Source organism: Halorussus pelagicus (genome assembly GCF_004087835.1).
GTDB lineage: Archaea > Halobacteriota > Halobacteria > Halobacteriales > Haladaptataceae > Halorussus > Halorussus pelagicus.
This window is the reverse complement of record NZ_CP035119.1, coordinates 305,646-319,783: the sequence shown is the minus strand read 5'-3', so window position 1 is coordinate 319,783 and position 14,138 is coordinate 305,646. Positions and strand designations below refer to the sequence as shown.

At 62.0% G+C, this 14,138-nt stretch carries 13 protein-coding genes; 7 read left to right on the top strand and 6 right to left on the bottom strand.

What is annotated here, in order from left to right; genetic code table 11:
- The first annotated feature begins 76 nt into the window (after positions 1-76).
- A complete protein-coding gene (locus EP007_RS18225; protein WP_128475992.1) occupies positions 77-1,060 on the top strand; it encodes an archaellin/type IV pilin N-terminal domain-containing protein in 984 nt (327 codons plus the stop codon).
- Positions 1,061-1,111: 51 nt separating this feature from the next.
- Here the strand turns inward: EP007_RS18225 and EP007_RS01650 are convergent, their stop codons facing one another.
- From EP007_RS01650 to EP007_RS01635, 4 genes are all read right to left on the bottom strand, one after another.
- A complete protein-coding gene (locus EP007_RS01650) occupies positions 1,112-3,094 on the bottom strand; it encodes a SpoVR family protein (RefSeq protein WP_128475991.1) in 1,983 nt (660 codons plus the stop codon).
- Positions 3,091-4,401 carry a YeaH/YhbH family protein gene (locus tag EP007_RS01645; protein WP_128475990.1) on the bottom strand — a complete coding sequence of 437 codons (1,311 nt, stop codon included), beginning with the start codon at positions 4,399-4,401 and terminating at the stop codon, positions 3,091-3,093. Before EP007_RS01645 ends, EP007_RS01650 begins: the two co-directional genes overlap by 4 nt.
- The gene (locus tag EP007_RS01640; protein WP_243700466.1) at positions 4,392-6,665 is read right to left on the bottom strand and encodes a PrkA family serine protein kinase; all 2,274 of its coding nucleotides are present in this window, start codon (positions 6,663-6,665) and stop codon (positions 4,392-4,394) included. Before EP007_RS01640 ends, EP007_RS01645 begins: the two co-directional genes overlap by 10 nt.
- 98 nt (positions 6,666-6,763) lie before the next feature.
- On the bottom strand, positions 6,764-8,827 hold the full coding sequence (locus EP007_RS01635; RefSeq protein ID WP_128475988.1) for a PrkA family serine protein kinase: 2,064 nt from the start codon (positions 8,825-8,827) through the stop codon (positions 6,764-6,766).
- A gap of 570 nt (positions 8,828-9,397) precedes the next feature.
- Here EP007_RS01635 and EP007_RS01630 point away from each other — a divergent pair.
- Positions 9,398-9,889 (top strand): DUF5820 family protein, encoded by a 492-nt coding sequence (locus EP007_RS01630; RefSeq protein ID WP_243700421.1) that lies wholly within the window; start codon positions 9,398-9,400, stop codon positions 9,887-9,889.
- Between the two features lie 127 nt (positions 9,890-10,016).
- Positions 10,017-10,466, top strand: a complete 450-nt coding sequence (locus EP007_RS01625; RefSeq protein ID WP_128475987.1) for a UPF0179 family protein — start codon at positions 10,017-10,019, stop codon at positions 10,464-10,466.
- Between the two features lie 53 nt (positions 10,467-10,519).
- Here EP007_RS01625 and EP007_RS01620 read toward each other — a convergent pair whose 3' ends face one another.
- Entirely contained in the window at positions 10,520-10,900 is a 381-nt protein-coding gene (locus EP007_RS01620; protein WP_128475986.1) for a hypothetical protein, read from the bottom strand.
- 159 nt (positions 10,901-11,059) lie between these two features.
- Between EP007_RS01620 and EP007_RS01615 the strand changes: the two genes are divergently transcribed.
- The 3 genes from EP007_RS01615 to EP007_RS01605 all read left to right on the top strand — a co-directional run bounded on the left by EP007_RS01615 (position 11,060) and on the right by EP007_RS01605 (position 12,686).
- Entirely contained in the window at positions 11,060-11,539 is a 480-nt protein-coding gene (locus EP007_RS01615; RefSeq protein WP_128475985.1) for a phosphate-starvation-inducible PsiE family protein, read from the top strand.
- Positions 11,540-11,600: 61 nt separating this feature from the next.
- Positions 11,601-12,326, top strand: a complete 726-nt coding sequence (locus EP007_RS01610; RefSeq protein WP_128475984.1) for a ribosome assembly factor SBDS — start codon at positions 11,601-11,603, stop codon at positions 12,324-12,326.
- On the top strand, positions 12,327-12,686 hold the full coding sequence (locus tag EP007_RS01605) for a hypothetical protein (RefSeq protein ID WP_128475983.1): 360 nt from the start codon (positions 12,327-12,329) through the stop codon (positions 12,684-12,686). It abuts the gene before it with no gap.
- Here EP007_RS01605 and EP007_RS01600 read toward each other — a convergent pair.
- Positions 12,661-12,981: an FUN14 domain-containing protein gene (locus EP007_RS01600; protein WP_128475982.1), complete on the bottom strand. Its 321-nt coding sequence runs from the start codon at positions 12,979-12,981 to the stop codon at positions 12,661-12,663. The genes EP007_RS01605 and EP007_RS01600 overlap by 26 nt on opposite strands.
- 179 nt (positions 12,982-13,160) lie before the next feature.
- Between EP007_RS01600 and EP007_RS01595 the strand changes: the two genes are divergently transcribed.
- Positions 13,161-14,045 (top strand): hypothetical protein, encoded by an 885-nt coding sequence (locus EP007_RS01595; protein ID WP_128475981.1) that lies wholly within the window; start codon positions 13,161-13,163, stop codon positions 14,043-14,045.
- Positions 14,046-14,138 lie beyond the last annotated feature (93 nt).

The window sequence follows — 14,138 nt, the reverse complement described above, 5'->3', positions numbered from 1 at the left end:
CCGAGCGTCGAGTCTCGGTCATCATATCCGATGACCGGTAGTATAAACTATCTGGGTTGTATACGCTCGGAGTAGCATGGTTGGGAAGCGTCGTCGGTGGCACAGAGGACAGGTCGGTATCGGGACACTCATCGTCTTCATAGCGATGGTACTGGTCGCGGCGATGGCCAGCGGCGTCCTCGTGAACACGGCGGGATTCTTACAGACGAAATCCGAACAGACCGGACAGGAGTCGGTCGATAGCGTCGTGAACCGACTCCAAGTCACGTCGAAGGTGGGTCGGGTTCCGGGCATGGGGAATCGAAACTACATCGTCATCGACGAGGGGTACGAGGACCGACCCGTCAAAGACTACGACTCTCGGCTCCGGATTCCCGAGGGAGAGAAGGTCCGACTTGAGGTTACGGGGCCTGACCAAAAGCTGGTCATCGGCGGAAACAACTCGCCGCTGTACACCGCTCCCGCTTCCGCGACGTACCGAATTTCGAGAGTGAACGGAGACCAGATTCGGTTCGAGGACCTGACCAACGACGAAGTGGTTGCGACGGTCACACCGCCCGTGACTATCGAGACGACCGCAGACGAAGACGTGGAACTGAGTTACCCGTCGGACGAAATCGTCTCCCCCGACGATCAAGTCTTCTTCGGTGCATCCTCGTTCGGCGGGGAAACCGGCACCGCGGACTTCTTGGGCGCGTCGAAACTCTGGACGGCGAACCTGACGGTCGCGCCGAGTTCGGGGTCGGGCGCGATAGACCTGACGGACGCGACGCTCGTCTATCGGAGCGACGAACGGGTAGCGTATCTGTCCTACGCCGGTGACGGGACGGCCAACGAGAGCGCGTTCGCCGTCGAGACGGTCCGTGGAAACGGCGACGACGTGCTTCAGGGCACCGAGCAGGCCAAACTCACTGTCGATGTGGACGCAATCGAAGGGTCTCGACACGGCCTTCCCCTCAGCGAGGACGCATCGGTCACGATACTGACGCGAGCGACGAAAATCACGATTCCGCTCGACCCGCCGAGTACGTCCAGCGGACGACCCTACGTCCCGCTCTGAGCGCGGTCCCCGCGGACGCCCGGCGTTTGAGGCGACGATGGGCCGTCCTCGCTACGCCAACCATTCCTCGGGTTTGGTGTCGTAGTCCACTTCCGTCGCCGCGATGTCCTCGACTTCGCTCCACGGCAGGTCCTCCATCGTGAACTGGTCGCCGTCGTAGCGCAGGAGTTTGCCGACCTCCTCCGGTTCCGGCTCTCTGTCGCGTCGCCGTGCGATTTCGGCGTCGCGGTCGTCCACCTCCTTGACGATGGTCTTGAGGTTCACTGGGCGACCCCAGAGGTCGAACGCGCGTTCGAGGGTCCGCTTGGCCTGCTCGATGTCGAGCATCACGCCGTTGTAGTGGTGGCCCAGTAGCAACTCGTTGCGGTTGTCGTAGTTGCCGTCGTACACCCCGATAGTCGGCTTGTTGAAGTTGGTGAACTGGAGCATCAACTTCTTTTTCACGTCCTCGTAGTCCGTGCTGGCGACCCGGTAGTCGCCGGTGGTCTGACTGAACTCGTAGGTGAAATACTGGTTGTCTGTGACAAACTCCTGTGTCAGGAAGCTGTCGAGGAACGTCACGTCGTTGTTGCTCGCGCGGACCTCGCGCATCTTGTCCCACCCGGTGGTGTACTCAACATCCGCGAGGGCGTCCTCGACGGAGTCGTAGCGCGCGTCGTCCACGATGTAGCGCGCGAACTGCTCCAAGTCCTGCTGGGAGACCGACCGGACGAACCCGCGGTTCTGTCGCTTGCACAGCGAGAAGTGGCGCTCGGCCAGTCCCTCGTAGGTCAACAGCTTCCACGGGTATCGCTCGACATCTATCTCCCCTTTTTTCGTGCGTTCCAGCGCCTCCTCGTCCACTTTCTCGGGCGCGAGGGCGTCCAGCTCGTCCAGATTCTCGGGGTCGATGCCGTCAATTCGCGGGTCGGGCGCGAGCAGGTCCTGCACTTGCTCGAAGTCCACGGTATCGTGGAAGTTGCGCCACGTCACGCCCTCGGTCCGGAGAAGCTTTCGACAGACCGCCCGGCGGTTCTCGGTGTTCTCGATGTACTCCCAGAGTTCCTTGCCGAGTTGGTAGGGGTTCAGCCCCGGCGAATTGAGGACGCGCGCTTGATGGTCGGCGTACAGCAGGAACTCGTCGTCGCCCGCGAACGCCTCCTCGCCCATCATCACCGACTCCCAGTAGGCGGCCCACCCCTCGTTCATCACCTTCGTGAGCTTCTGGGCCGCGAAGTAGTACGATTCGGCCCGAAGCATCTCCAGAATTTCTTTCTGCCACTCGGCCATCTCCTCGGCCTTCCCGGATTCGGCGTCGTAGGCCTTGCCGTGGTCCCGGAGGAACGCCAACACGTCCATCTCGGGGTCGTCTAAGTCGGCCGCGTCGGCCTGCTCGTCTATCCACTCCTCGTCGAAGACTTGGCGTTTCACCTCGTCGGAGAGGTCCATCTCGTCCAACTTCTCGGCCAACTCGTCGTCAGGAACGTCGTCCTCGTCGTCCGCGCGCTCGAACTGTCGCTTGAACGGTTCGTGTTGGTCGATGTTGTCTTCGAGACACAGCACGCTGTCTATCCATCGCTCGACGGCCTCACGCTCGATTTCCGGGTCGGACATGTACTCCTCGATGCGCCGGGCGTGGCGTTCGAGCATCGCCGCGGCGTCCAACTCGTCTGCGAACATCCGGTACCAGCGGTTCTTGGCGAAGAAGTCGGCGTGGGCCTCGACGTGGGTGATGACTGCCTTCTGGTCGGCGACGGCGTTCGATTCCTGTAGGAAGGCGTGGGAGGGGTCGTCGTTGATGACGATTTCGAAGGCCTTCCCGCCCGTGTACTGGCCCTGCTTTTGCTGGCGGTCGTACTGCATGCCCCAGCGCCAGTGGGGGTAGCGCTCTTGGAACCCGTTGTACGCGATGAGTTCGTTCATCTCGTCGTAATCGACCACCCAGTAGTTCACGTCGTAGGGGTCGAGTCCGAGCTTGTGAGCCAGATTTCTGGCCTCCTTGGCCGGTTCCTGTAGCGGTTCGGCCGCCTTCTTGGTTCGGGGTCGCTTTTTCATGATTCGGCCTCCGTGCTGAGGATTTCGTAGATGGCGTCGGTCACGTCCTCGGGGCTGTTGACGAAACTGACCGCGACTTCCGAGGAGTCGCCGAAGTGGTCCGCGACTTCCTCGGCGTGAGTCGCGTTGATGGCCTTTCCGTCGGGTTGGGTCTCGACGTAGGCGTGGAGGTTCGCGGGAATCTCCTCCATCAGCGGCACGACGTTCTCGCTGGTGTCGTTCCGGGAGTTCTCGCTATCCCCGGCCGCGAACACGTAGCGGTTCCAGTCGGTCCACGGGTAGCGCTCGTCGAGAATCGCCGCCGCGAGTTCGTACGCCGAGGAAATCTTCGTGCCGCCGCCCGACCGGATGCCGAAGAACTCGTCGCGCTCGACCTCCCACGCCTCGGCGTCGTGGGCGATGTAGACGAACTCGGCGTTGTCGTACTTGCCGGTCAGGTACCAGTCCAGCGGCGTGAACGTGCGCTCGACCAACTCGCGCTTCTTTTCGCGCATCGACCCGGACACGTCCCGGATGTTGACGACGACGACGTTCTTCTCGCGCTCCTCGATGATTTCGGGGTAGCGGTAGCGCTCGTCTTCCTTCCGGAAGGGGACGTGACGGACGCCTTCCTCCTTTATTTTCTGGGCGGTACTCCGGCGCGTAACCGTCTCTTCGACCTCCTCGATAGAGTCGTAGGTGGTCTTCTCGTCGTCGGGAATCTTGCGGTAGGTCTCTTCGAGCCAGTGTTTCGAGACGTTGATGGCGTTCTCGCGCGCCCACGAGAACGTCTTGTCCGGTCCCCAACCGTCGATTTTCAGCACTTCTTCGAGGAAGTCCGGGTCGAAGTCCATCGCCAGCTTGCGCTTCAGGCCCTCCTTGAACATCCGCTCGAAGTCCAAGGTGGAGTCGGGACCGGTCCGAGTCATGTCGGTGAAGTCGCCCTCCTTCTCCTCGATGACTTCCTTGCCTTTCGGTTCCAAATCGAGACCCAACTCGTCGTCCAACTCCTCGGCGAACTCCTCGGGGTCCATCTCGTAGTAGTCGTGGTCGCCGCTCTCGTCGCCGGGGTCGCCTTCCTCGTCGCCGTCTCCGGGTTGGGGCTGTGGCTCGCCCACCGGGTCGCCCACGTCGGGGTCGCCCTGCCCGAGACCGCCCTCGTCGCGCTGGTCGTAGGCGAACTCCGGCAGGTCCACGATTTTGATGGGGATGTTTATCTCGTCGGGCAGGCTCTGTCCAAGGTCGCCGTACTGGATGAAGTCTGCGAGGTCCTCTCGCTTGGCCTCGCCGACCTCTCGGTACCGTTCTAAGTCCTCTCTCAGTCCCATTTGTAGCTCACCTGACTCATGACGTGTTGGCTGGTCAGTTCGGCCGACGCCTCGCTGTAGCCGAACATCTCGACGAGATTGTCGATGGTCTCTGCTTTCACCGCGGCCGTCTCTGTGTTTCCGGGCGGGTCGGCCCACTGGTTCGGGTCGAAGTCCTCGTACACCCGGCGCACGTCGTCCCAGTCGTAGTTCGCCAGCACCGTCTTGATGATGGGAATCTCTTTGGGGTCGATGTCGCCCACCTCGAACCCCTCGTCGCGGTTCTCCCACGCGTGGCGGTTCAGCGCCGTGATGACCTTGTTGCGCCGGAACTCCTCGACTGCCGGAGAGGGCGCGTGGTCGCCGCCGTAGCTCTCGGGCGAGAACCGACCGAGGTGGTCGGTCTCGAACACCTTCATCTTCAGCGGGTCGGGTTCCACGCGCTCGCCGCGGTCGTTCTCGACGCGCTCGTCGGTCGCCCACGCGTAGACATGTTCGATGTACTCTTCGACTGTCTCCTCGTCCACGCGCTTGTCGGCCATGATGGCGTCTAACACGTCGTCCTCCTGCTTCTGGAAGATGTGGTTTTTCACCGGGACGAGTCGGTTCTCGTACTCGGTGCGCTCGGCCGTCGAGAAGACGGGCGCGCCCGTCAGTCCCTCGGCCATCGCGTTCAGGATGTCGCGGGGCATGATGACCGCCTCGACGGGGTACTCGGCGTGAGCGCGCTCGCTCTCGTCGTTGAGCAGGTCCGCGATAACGTCGCGGGTGTAGGTGACGGGAATGCCCTGCTCGCCGTCGCTCGGGTCGTCGCTGAACTCGAAGTCGTCCACGTCGAGTCGGTCGTCGCCGTCGAGCAGGTAGCCCCTGTCAAACAGTTTCGCCTTATCCACCAAATCGAGACCCGCGGGCACGTCCTCGCCGTCGAGTCTGGTGACGACGCTGTAGAGCGCGGCGGCCTCGACGGCGTGGGGCGCGAGTTCGCGCTCGCCGACGCCCGCCCCGTGGTCGTCGTTTCGCACCTGCACCGCGAGCGGTTCCCGAATCAGGGTTTCGAGTTCGTCGTAGCTCTCGGCCTTCCACACGTCGGTTTCGTTCGTGAGTTCCCGGCGGATGAGTTCGGCCTCCAGACTCAGGTTCGTGAGATACTTGAAGCGCCGCCGGTCGAGTCTGCGCTTGAGCGCCTTCAGGGGGTCTGCACCTCCCGCCTCGGCGTGCTGATTGAGTTGGGCTTCCAAGTCGGGGTTTGAAATGATGAGGAGTTGCGTGTCGATGTCCATCTGGATGCCCTTGTCCAGCTTGACGGTCTTCTCGTCGGGGACGTTGAGCAACTTCTGGAGCAAGTCGGCGTGCTGGGCGGCGTCCTCCACGATGGTCAGCAGGCCGTTGCCCTGCGAGAGAACCCCGTCGTAGCTGAACGCTTGGGGGTTCTTGCGACCGCGGGAGTCCAACTCCTGTAGCATGCCGCGCATCCACGACCCGACGAGTCGCTCCTTGGGCGGTCCGGAGTCCTCAGAGTGGAGGACGCCGATGCCCGTTCCGATGTCCACGACGTAGTTTTTCACTCGGAGATGGTTCGGGTCGGTGATGGCCGAGAACAGATTCTCCTCGCCGGTCCGGCGGTACTGCTCTTCGAGGTAGTCGTACGCCTCGCGGCTGAAGGGGTCGAGCGCGCTATCGACTTTGAGGTCGATGTGGTCCGCGACTCCCTCGTTGATTCGCTCAAGGATGTCCTCGCGGACCTCCTCGGGGAACACGGTCAGGGGGTTGGTCTGGACCGGACTCGGGAACCAGTTCTCCTCGTCGGCGACCGCGCGCTCGTCGCCGTAGCTCAGGCTCCTGGCCTCGCTCGCGCTGGCGATGTTCCACTCGACGGTGTAGCGCCGTCCCTCCTCGGTCTTCGAGAACTCCCGGAGGCCGTTGACGAGACACCGCTTCAGTTCGGACTTGCCGGTCGCGGTCGGCCCGTCGAACCAGATTATCTTCTCGGCCTTGCCGCGCTCGGCCGCGATGGAGCGCAGGTCGTCCACGAAGGCGTTCAGGACCTCCGTGTTGCCCAAGATGGCGTGTTCGCCGTCGTTGTGCGGGTCGTCGAAGAAGACGTATCGCTCCGTCTCGTCGCCCTCCTCGACGACGGTCCGAGTGCCCATCGACTCGATGGCTTCCAGTAGGTACTTGCTGGCGTGGGCCGCGACGGTCGGGTTCTCGAAGGCCTCGTCCACGAAGTCGGCGAGGCTCTTTGGCTCCTCGTAGGTCTCCCGGAGTTCGCGGTCGGCCGCCTCGATGAACTCGCCGCCGTCGGGCGCGTCCTCGGGGCGGGAGGACGACTCCTCGCGGCCGGTGGCGTCGCGGCCGGTCCGGTCGTCGTGGCCGGTCGCCACGGTTAGTCCTCCATCTCCGCGCGGGCGACCTCTGCACCGGCGAACTCCAGCACCTCCTTCGCGCCCTCGCGGGAGTAGCCCTGATCGACGAGTGCGTCTATCCACGCGTTCTGTTCGTCGTCGTCCATCTCGTTGCTGGAAACCAGCGCCGAGAAGTTGATGTTATGCTTCTTGTCCTCCCAGAGCTTGCGCTCCAGCGCGCGGCGCAGGCGGTCGTTGTCCTGCGGGTCGAACGGCGACCCCTCGCGGGCGCGCCGCGAGACCCAGTTGCTCACCTCTTGGCGGAAGTCGTTCTTGCGGTCGCGCGGGATATCGAGTTTCTCCTCGACGGCCCGGAGGAAACTCTCGTCGGGTTCCTGCTCGCGGCCGGTGAGTTCGTCCTCGACGGTGTCGTCGTCGATGTACGCCATGACGTGGTCCATGTACTTCTCGCCTTGGCGCTGAATCTCCTCGATGTCGTAGGCCAGCGCGTGGCGCACGTCCTCGATGGCGCGGTCCTTGTACTCCTCGCGGACCATTTCGAGGTAGCGGTAGTAGGTCTCGAAGTTCTCTTCGGGGATGGAGCCGTGATTTTCGAGGTTCTCCTCGAAGTGGTTGAACACCGACAGAGGCGAGAGGAACCCCCTATCGCGGTGGGTCGAGTTCATGATGGCCTCCGCGATTTCGTCGCCGATGAACCGGGCCGAAACCCCTTCCATCCCCTCACCGATGTCGGCGGACTCCTCGCCCTCCTCGCGGAGTTTCTTCACGTCCACGTCCTCGCCGTCCTTGATTTCGCCGTTGTAGGCCTTGACCTTCTGCATCAGGTCTACCATCTCGCTGTCGGGTTCCTCGATGCGGGTCAGGACGCCGAACAGTCCCGCCATTTCGAGCGTGTGTGGCTCGATGTGAACGTCGGGCACGTCGGCGTTGAACAGCATCTTCCGGTAGATTTGGGACTCCTCGTCGTATTCGAGGACGTACGGGAAGTCGATGCGCTTGGTCCGGTCGTTGAACGCCTCCATCTTCTCGTCGCCCTTCTTGTCCCGGTACTCGGGCATGTTCGTCCGGCCGACGATGACCTGGTCGATGTCGATTCGGGGGTTGTTCTTCGGCTTGATGGTCTGTTCTTGCGTGGCGTGGAGGAAGTCGTAGAGGAATTCGCGCTGAAGCTTTAGGAGTTCCTCGCCCGAGAAGATGCCCCGATTCGCGTTACAGAACGCCCCCGAGTAGTCGAACGCGCGGGGGTCGGACTCGCCGTAGATGGCGATTTTGCTGTAGTTCACGTCGCCGGTCAGCTCGGTCTCGTCCTGATTCTTCTTGTCCTTCGGTTCGAAGGTCTCGACGGCTTGTCGCTTGTTCTCGTCGGCCGTGAGACGGACGACCTCGACGTGATTCTCCAGCACCTGCTTGATGTCGTCGTCGTAGTGGGCCAGCAGTTCGTCCATGTAGAACGCCGAGGCGGGGTCGAGGCTCTGCTCGTTCTGGATTGTGTAGGGCGCGTCCAGATTCTCGTTGAGGTCGTCGATGACGCGCTGGCGCTGGTCCACCGGGAGTAAGACGAGGGGGTCTTGGTTCATCGGCGACCGGACCGTGTCGTCGGCCGGGTCTTGGTCGTGAATCACCTCACAGAGGTTCGTCCACCGGTAGGTGTACATCCGGCCCTCGTCGCTGAGAGTGTAGTCCTCGAAGTAGGTCCGGACCTGCCGGTCGAAGTCAGACTTGCCCGAGCCGACCGGACCTAGCAGGAGTTTGATACGCTTCTCCGGGCCGAGACCGCGCGCGCCGGACTTCACTTTGTTCACGAACTCGTGGATTGCGCGGTGAATCTCGTGGCCGTAGAAGGTGTTCTCGCCGTCGTGAAGCGGGTCCTCCGAGGCGAGCAGGTATTCGACGACTCCGGCGTCCTCGTCGTACTCGGTGCCGTAGTAGTCGAACATGTCCGCGACCCGCTGGTGGGCGTTTCTGGCGATTTTTGGGTCCTCGTACACCTCGTCGAGATACCAGTCGAAGGACTTGGTCTCGCGGAGGTCTTCGGGCATCGATTCTTGGTACCGCTGGCTGAGTTCTTCCAGTGATTCTGTCATCGTATCACGTATTTCGTTGGGAGAGTCCGAGAGCGCGCGAACCGCTGACCGATGGTTCTGGCCGTTCGCGGTCGAAATATGTGGTAGTTACACACGCACAAAGAGGTGTCGGCCAGTCTGTTAATTGACAACTTACCGCAAGCTCGGTGCTGTCGGTGCCAGATGCCCCTTTCAACCCCTTCGGTCCCGCTCGCGCGCGGGACGCTTACGTGCTGGCCGATCATGTGCGTGCCATCCCCACACCACATTCACTGCGACACGACATCGGAGGGCGACAGGGTTCGGGCGGACGTGAATGTGTTTTGGTAGGTGTTACCGCATACCGCGTGGCGCGTTACCACCGATACTATTTAATAGATGGGATGAAGCCATATAAATGTTATTCCGATTCAATTTCGGCTCTCACTGAATTAACTCTCTCGAATCCGACGACTGAGGCGGGCGAGTGGCGTCGTCCCTCGTTTGAGAGTTAGTACCATATAACGTCTTTAAATATACCCGTACGCAGGGAGTCGCTGTCGCCCGCTGGCGACCAGTAAGGTCTTCCGCGACAGGGGCGAACCGACGTATATGAGCGACGGCGACGATACGAACGACGCCGACATGTCACCGGAGAGCGACCCCGACACCTCATCCCGGCGCGACTCCGACCCCGACTCGTCGGCGCGCGACGGACCGACCGACGCGGACCTGCCGGAAGGCTGGACGGTCTGGAACGACGAACCCGACGGGCGGGCAATCTACGCGTATCGCCCGGACGTGTTCGACGCCGACCAGTTCCCCGCGGCCTGCATGCCGACGCTGTACGTCGCGGCGGGACAGGCCAACCGACCGGCCGCGGAGGCCGAATACGGGCGGACGAACGTCTGGCGCGTCGAGTTCTTCCTCGAACCCGAGGTCGAACTCGTCCCGGCGCGGACGTACGACACGCGCGCGGAAGCGGTCGAGAACGCACGCGAACTCGCCGCGGAGTTCGCCCGTGGGGACCTCGACTATCGGGACGCGTATCAGGTCCCGCGGGATGCGTATCTGGACGAACTGGACGAACTGACTGGGGAGTAACGAACGCTCGTCGCGCGCTCGGTGATTTTGGCCGCCGAGCGACCGGCGTCTACGCGAATTTCGCACCGACGGCGTCTCGAAACGATGGGACGAGAGTCTTAACCGAGCGGCCTGCGTATTCGTCGCCATGTCGTCCATCACCCTCATCGGAACTCGACTCGCCAACCCCGGACAGGAGTTCGTCTATCAGGGCGAAGCCGCCGCCTGTGACGGCTGTCCGTACCGCGACCAGTGTCTCAACCTCTCGGAAGGCGTGCGCTACCGCGTTAGCGACGTGCGCGAGGGTGCCCAAACCCTCGACTGCGGCGTCCACGACACCGGCGTCACGGCCGTCGAGGTCGAACCAGTCGGAATGAAAGCCAACGTCTCCGCGAAGAACGCCTACGCCGGGAGCAAGGCGAGTCTCGACGGGCCGTGCCCGCACACGGAGTGTCCGAGCCACGAGTACTGCGAACCGGTCGGCGCGGACTTCGACGAGGACTACCAGATAGCCGAAATACTGGGTGACCCGCCCCACGACTACTGCATGCTGGATAGGGACTTGACGCTGGTCGAGTTCGCGGCGCAGGAGGAGTAATCCGTCAAAAATAGTCGTCGTAGTAACGGCTCCGCTCAGGCTTTCGACTGAAACTAGTAGTAAATAAACTCGTCGTTGACGAGAACGTACACGTCGTCGGCGAAGTTCACTTCTACGTTCGCCGGGTCGGCCGTAGTGGAAATCTCGTCGAATCTATCGCCATCAAAGTTGACGGTCCCGCCAAACTGGATCTTACCGTTTTCCGACTGGAAGTACGTGTCACTCTCGATGCTCCCGTCTTCACCTTCTACGTACGCACTCGGGAACTCCACCTCGTAGTTCTGTGGGCCAGTTGAGGTGTTCTTCGGTTCGACCCGAATTAGGGTATCGTACGTCGCCGCCGATGCCGAACCGGTGACGCTAGCGAGTCCGGCACTACCGACAGTTGCCGCGGCGATTCCTTTCTTCAGTACCGATCGTCGTGTTTCGGACATTGCGGTTGGAAGTCCTACCATAATAAGTTAATATTTTCTAATTAATAGATAAATATTTAATAATAAAATATAAAATATATTATATAGTTGGTCCAGTTCGATCTTCTCGAATCGCTGACTGAAACCTAGATTCTTTATGATGTAACCCAACTCAGGCGTATGGCCGCCGACGAGGAGGTTGCGGACGCTTCGGTCTCGGAGGCCGACACCACCCCGGAGCGAATCCTCGATATGAGCGAGTCGCTCATCCGCTACGTCGAGGTCGTCGCGGCGCTCGTGTTAGTCGTTCTGTTCGCCATCGGCGTCTTCGACCTCGGGTTGCAGATTTTCCAGACGGCGGTCAGCGGCGACATCACCGATCCGCTCGTCGTCGTCGGGTTTATCGACACCGCGCTGTTGCTGTTCATCATCGTGGAGGTGTACGAGACCGTCGTCGCCTACACCCAAGAGAGCAACACCCGCCGCATCGTCCGGTTGGTCATCTACACCGGCGTCATCGCCATGGTCCGGAAGGCGATTATCTTCCGAACTGGCGAGTACAGTTCCGAAAACGCCGCGCTGTTGGCCGCGACCGCCTACACCATCATCATCCTCGGGTTAGCCGTGTTGCTCCTCGTGGAGCGACGGACCGACGAGTAGGGTCGGGGGTGCTCTTCTCCGACGGGAAGCTTATTTTAGCCGCGGGGCACTACCGTAATCCATGATACCACTCGAAGAGGCGGTGACCGCCCGCCTCGAATCCCACGGCGAACGGTTCGAGGTGCTGGTAGACCCCGACGCCGCGCTCGAAATCAAGCGCGGCGACTTCGACGGCGAACTAACCGACGTTATCGCGGCCGAGGACGTGTTCGAGAACGCGAGTCGCGGCGACCGACCCGCCGAGAGCGCCCTCGAAGAGGTGTTCGGCACGACCGACCCGCTCGAAATCATCCCCGAGGTCATCACGGACGGAGAGATACAGATTACGGCCGAACAGCGCCGCGAGATGCAAGAACAGAAGCACAAGAATCTGGTCAACCGCATCACGCGCAACGCGGTCAACCCCCAGATGGACAACGCGCCCCACCCACCCGAGCGCATCGAGTCCGCGCTGGAGGAAACCGACTTTCGCGTCGATCCGATGGAACCCGTCGAGACGCAGGTCGATGACGCCCTCGACGCGCTCCGGCCGGTCATCCCCATCCGGTTCGACGAAGTGACCGTCGCGGTGCAGGTGCCCGCCGACTACGCCGGGAGCGCGCAGGCCAAGATTCGGCAGTTCGGCGAACTCGAACGCGAGGAGTGGCAGAACGACGGCGGGTGGGTCGGCGTCCTCACGTTCCCCGCGGGAATGCAGAACGACTTCTACGACCTCGTGAACGAACACACCAGCGGCGAGGCCGAGACCCAGATTATCAAGGACGAAGACGACATCAGCATGCGCTAAATGGCGCTCGTAGACGTGCTGGCGTACGACCAACCCAACGACGAGACCACCTATCGGGCGGTCGAAGCAGGTCGCGCTGGCGAAATCGTCGCCGCTCACGAAGACGAGCTACGGAAGCGCCGCCTCGTCCTCCTCGCATTCGCGGGGGTAGCGAGCGCCGCGGCACTCGGCTACACGCTTCTGGTCGTCCAGCGACCGCTGTTCGGGCTGGTCGCCGTGCTGGGTGCGCTCGGACTGACGGTCTATCAGGCGTGGAAAATGAAGCGGTTCGTGCCGACCGTCGTCGCGGAGAGCGTCGAACGGCGAGACGCCGCTGAGCAGTACGACTTCGAAACTATCCCTTCCGGAAGCCGACCATGAAGCCGCCGGTGAACCCGGCACCGACCGAGAGCGTCGAGAGGATGGTCGTCACCCACGACGGGGGCGCGCCGTTCTGGGCGACTTCGCTGGTCTGGAGGACGCCCGCAGTGAGGCGGTCCCAATCGACCGTCAGGATACCGCGCGATTCGAGGAACTTGAAGAGAGCCAGTTCGAGACCGACGATGACGGCGAGTAGCTTCGCTATCTTCTTGGCGGCAAAGCCGATGATACCGCCGACGACGGCCCCGGACCCGAATTCGAGTCCGAGTTGTTGGGGGTCTATTTCGAGGGGCATATCCAAAATGGCTCATTAGCGGGTTAAGGTTCTTGTGGTGAACTACTCCGTCATTGATTACGACCGAGAGCGGTTCAAGTTCTAGGTGCTACTTTAATACTGGACGCGGTCTCGGCGGTAGTTCGCCTACGCGACGTATCGACCGGAAATATTTGTACAGCGACAGTCAATAGGTAGACATGAAACGCGTTGCCCTGACGGCTCTCCTCGGACTGACGCTCGTCCTCGCGGGATGCAGTAGCGCACCCGGCGGAAGCGAAGCATCGCCCTCGACTACTGCCGAGACGACGACTGTAACAGACGTGACGACTACAATTCCGACGACTGCAACCGCTACTGCGACGACAAATACTGACGATACGACGACAGCGACCGTAGTCGAAGACGATTCTCCTCCGGGCCTCTCCCCGTCGGGAGTGACGGACGCCGAGGCGTTCGCCGCCGCCCACGAAGCGGCGCTGGCGAATCGGTCGTACACGTACACTCGGAACGCGACCGTCACCGCCCCGAACGGAACCCGACTCGGCAACTGGACCGAACGCGTACAGGTCGGTCCCGAACGACTGCGGTTCAACAACACACAGACCGGGACCGGCGTCACCGTCGGCGGGCACGCAATCGACGACCTTCGCGTCTACACGAACGGTTCAGTCACGCTGTTCAACACCGATAACTATCGACGCCACGCGGGGCGAGGATTTGCGGCGACCCAGTTCAGTAGCACGTCGCTTCTCACGGACGCGTTCGACGCCTCCGAGACGAGCGTGACGACGGTCGAACGGAACGAACGGATGTGGTTCCAAGTCGCGGCCGAGCGCGACGACGAGACGTTCACCTACCGCTACTCTAACGAGACCGTCGAAGTCCGGGCGACGAACCTCACGGCCACCGCGCTCGTCGCTCCGTCGGGTCTAGTGACAGACCTCACCTACGAGTACGACTTCGAGCGCGGGAACGTCTCGGGCCATCGGACGATGGACGTTCGATACTCGGCGGTCGGCGAGACGACCGTCGAACGACCACCGTGGTACGACGAGGCGATCAACGCCACGAACGGTCGGTGAGCAGTCGATTGGCGACGACCTCTCGGAAGTCCGGCCGACGCATGATTGAAATGCCGCGGGACCGTAGCCTCCTCACATGGGCATTGCGGACGT

What these genes read in the sequence shown, in the direction of transcription:
- EP007_RS01645 (WP_128475990.1), bottom strand. Translation starts at nt 4,401, where the DNA reads ATGGGACTGAGAGAGGACTTAGAACGGTACCGAGAGGTCGGCGAGGCC.
- EP007_RS01620 (WP_128475986.1), bottom strand. Translation starts at nt 10,900, where the DNA reads ATGTCCGAAACACGACGATCGGTACTGAAGAAAGGAATCGCCGCGGCA.
- EP007_RS01635 (WP_128475988.1), bottom strand. Translation starts at nt 8,827, where the DNA reads ATGACAGAATCACTGGAAGAACTCAGCCAGCGGTACCAAGAATCGATG.
- EP007_RS01605 (WP_128475983.1), top strand. Translation starts at nt 12,327, where the DNA reads ATGGCGCTCGTAGACGTGCTGGCGTACGACCAACCCAACGACGAGACC.
- EP007_RS18225 (WP_128475992.1), top strand. Translation starts at nt 77, where the DNA reads ATGGTTGGGAAGCGTCGTCGGTGGCACAGAGGACAGGTCGGTATCGGG.
- EP007_RS01630 (WP_243700421.1), top strand. Translation starts at nt 9,398, where the DNA reads ATGAGCGACGGCGACGATACGAACGACGCCGACATGTCACCGGAGAGC.
- EP007_RS01610 (WP_128475984.1), top strand. Translation starts at nt 11,601, where the DNA reads ATGATACCACTCGAAGAGGCGGTGACCGCCCGCCTCGAATCCCACGGC.
- EP007_RS01615 (WP_128475985.1), top strand. Translation starts at nt 11,060, where the DNA reads ATGGCCGCCGACGAGGAGGTTGCGGACGCTTCGGTCTCGGAGGCCGAC.
- EP007_RS01600 (WP_128475982.1), bottom strand. Translation starts at nt 12,981, where the DNA reads ATGCCCCTCGAAATAGACCCCCAACAACTCGGACTCGAATTCGGGTCC.
- EP007_RS01595 (WP_128475981.1), top strand. Translation starts at nt 13,161, where the DNA reads ATGAAACGCGTTGCCCTGACGGCTCTCCTCGGACTGACGCTCGTCCTC.
- EP007_RS01650 (WP_128475991.1), bottom strand. Translation starts at nt 3,094, where the DNA reads ATGAAAAAGCGACCCCGAACCAAGAAGGCGGCCGAACCGCTACAGGAA.
- EP007_RS01625 (WP_128475987.1), top strand. Translation starts at nt 10,017, where the DNA reads ATGTCGTCCATCACCCTCATCGGAACTCGACTCGCCAACCCCGGACAG.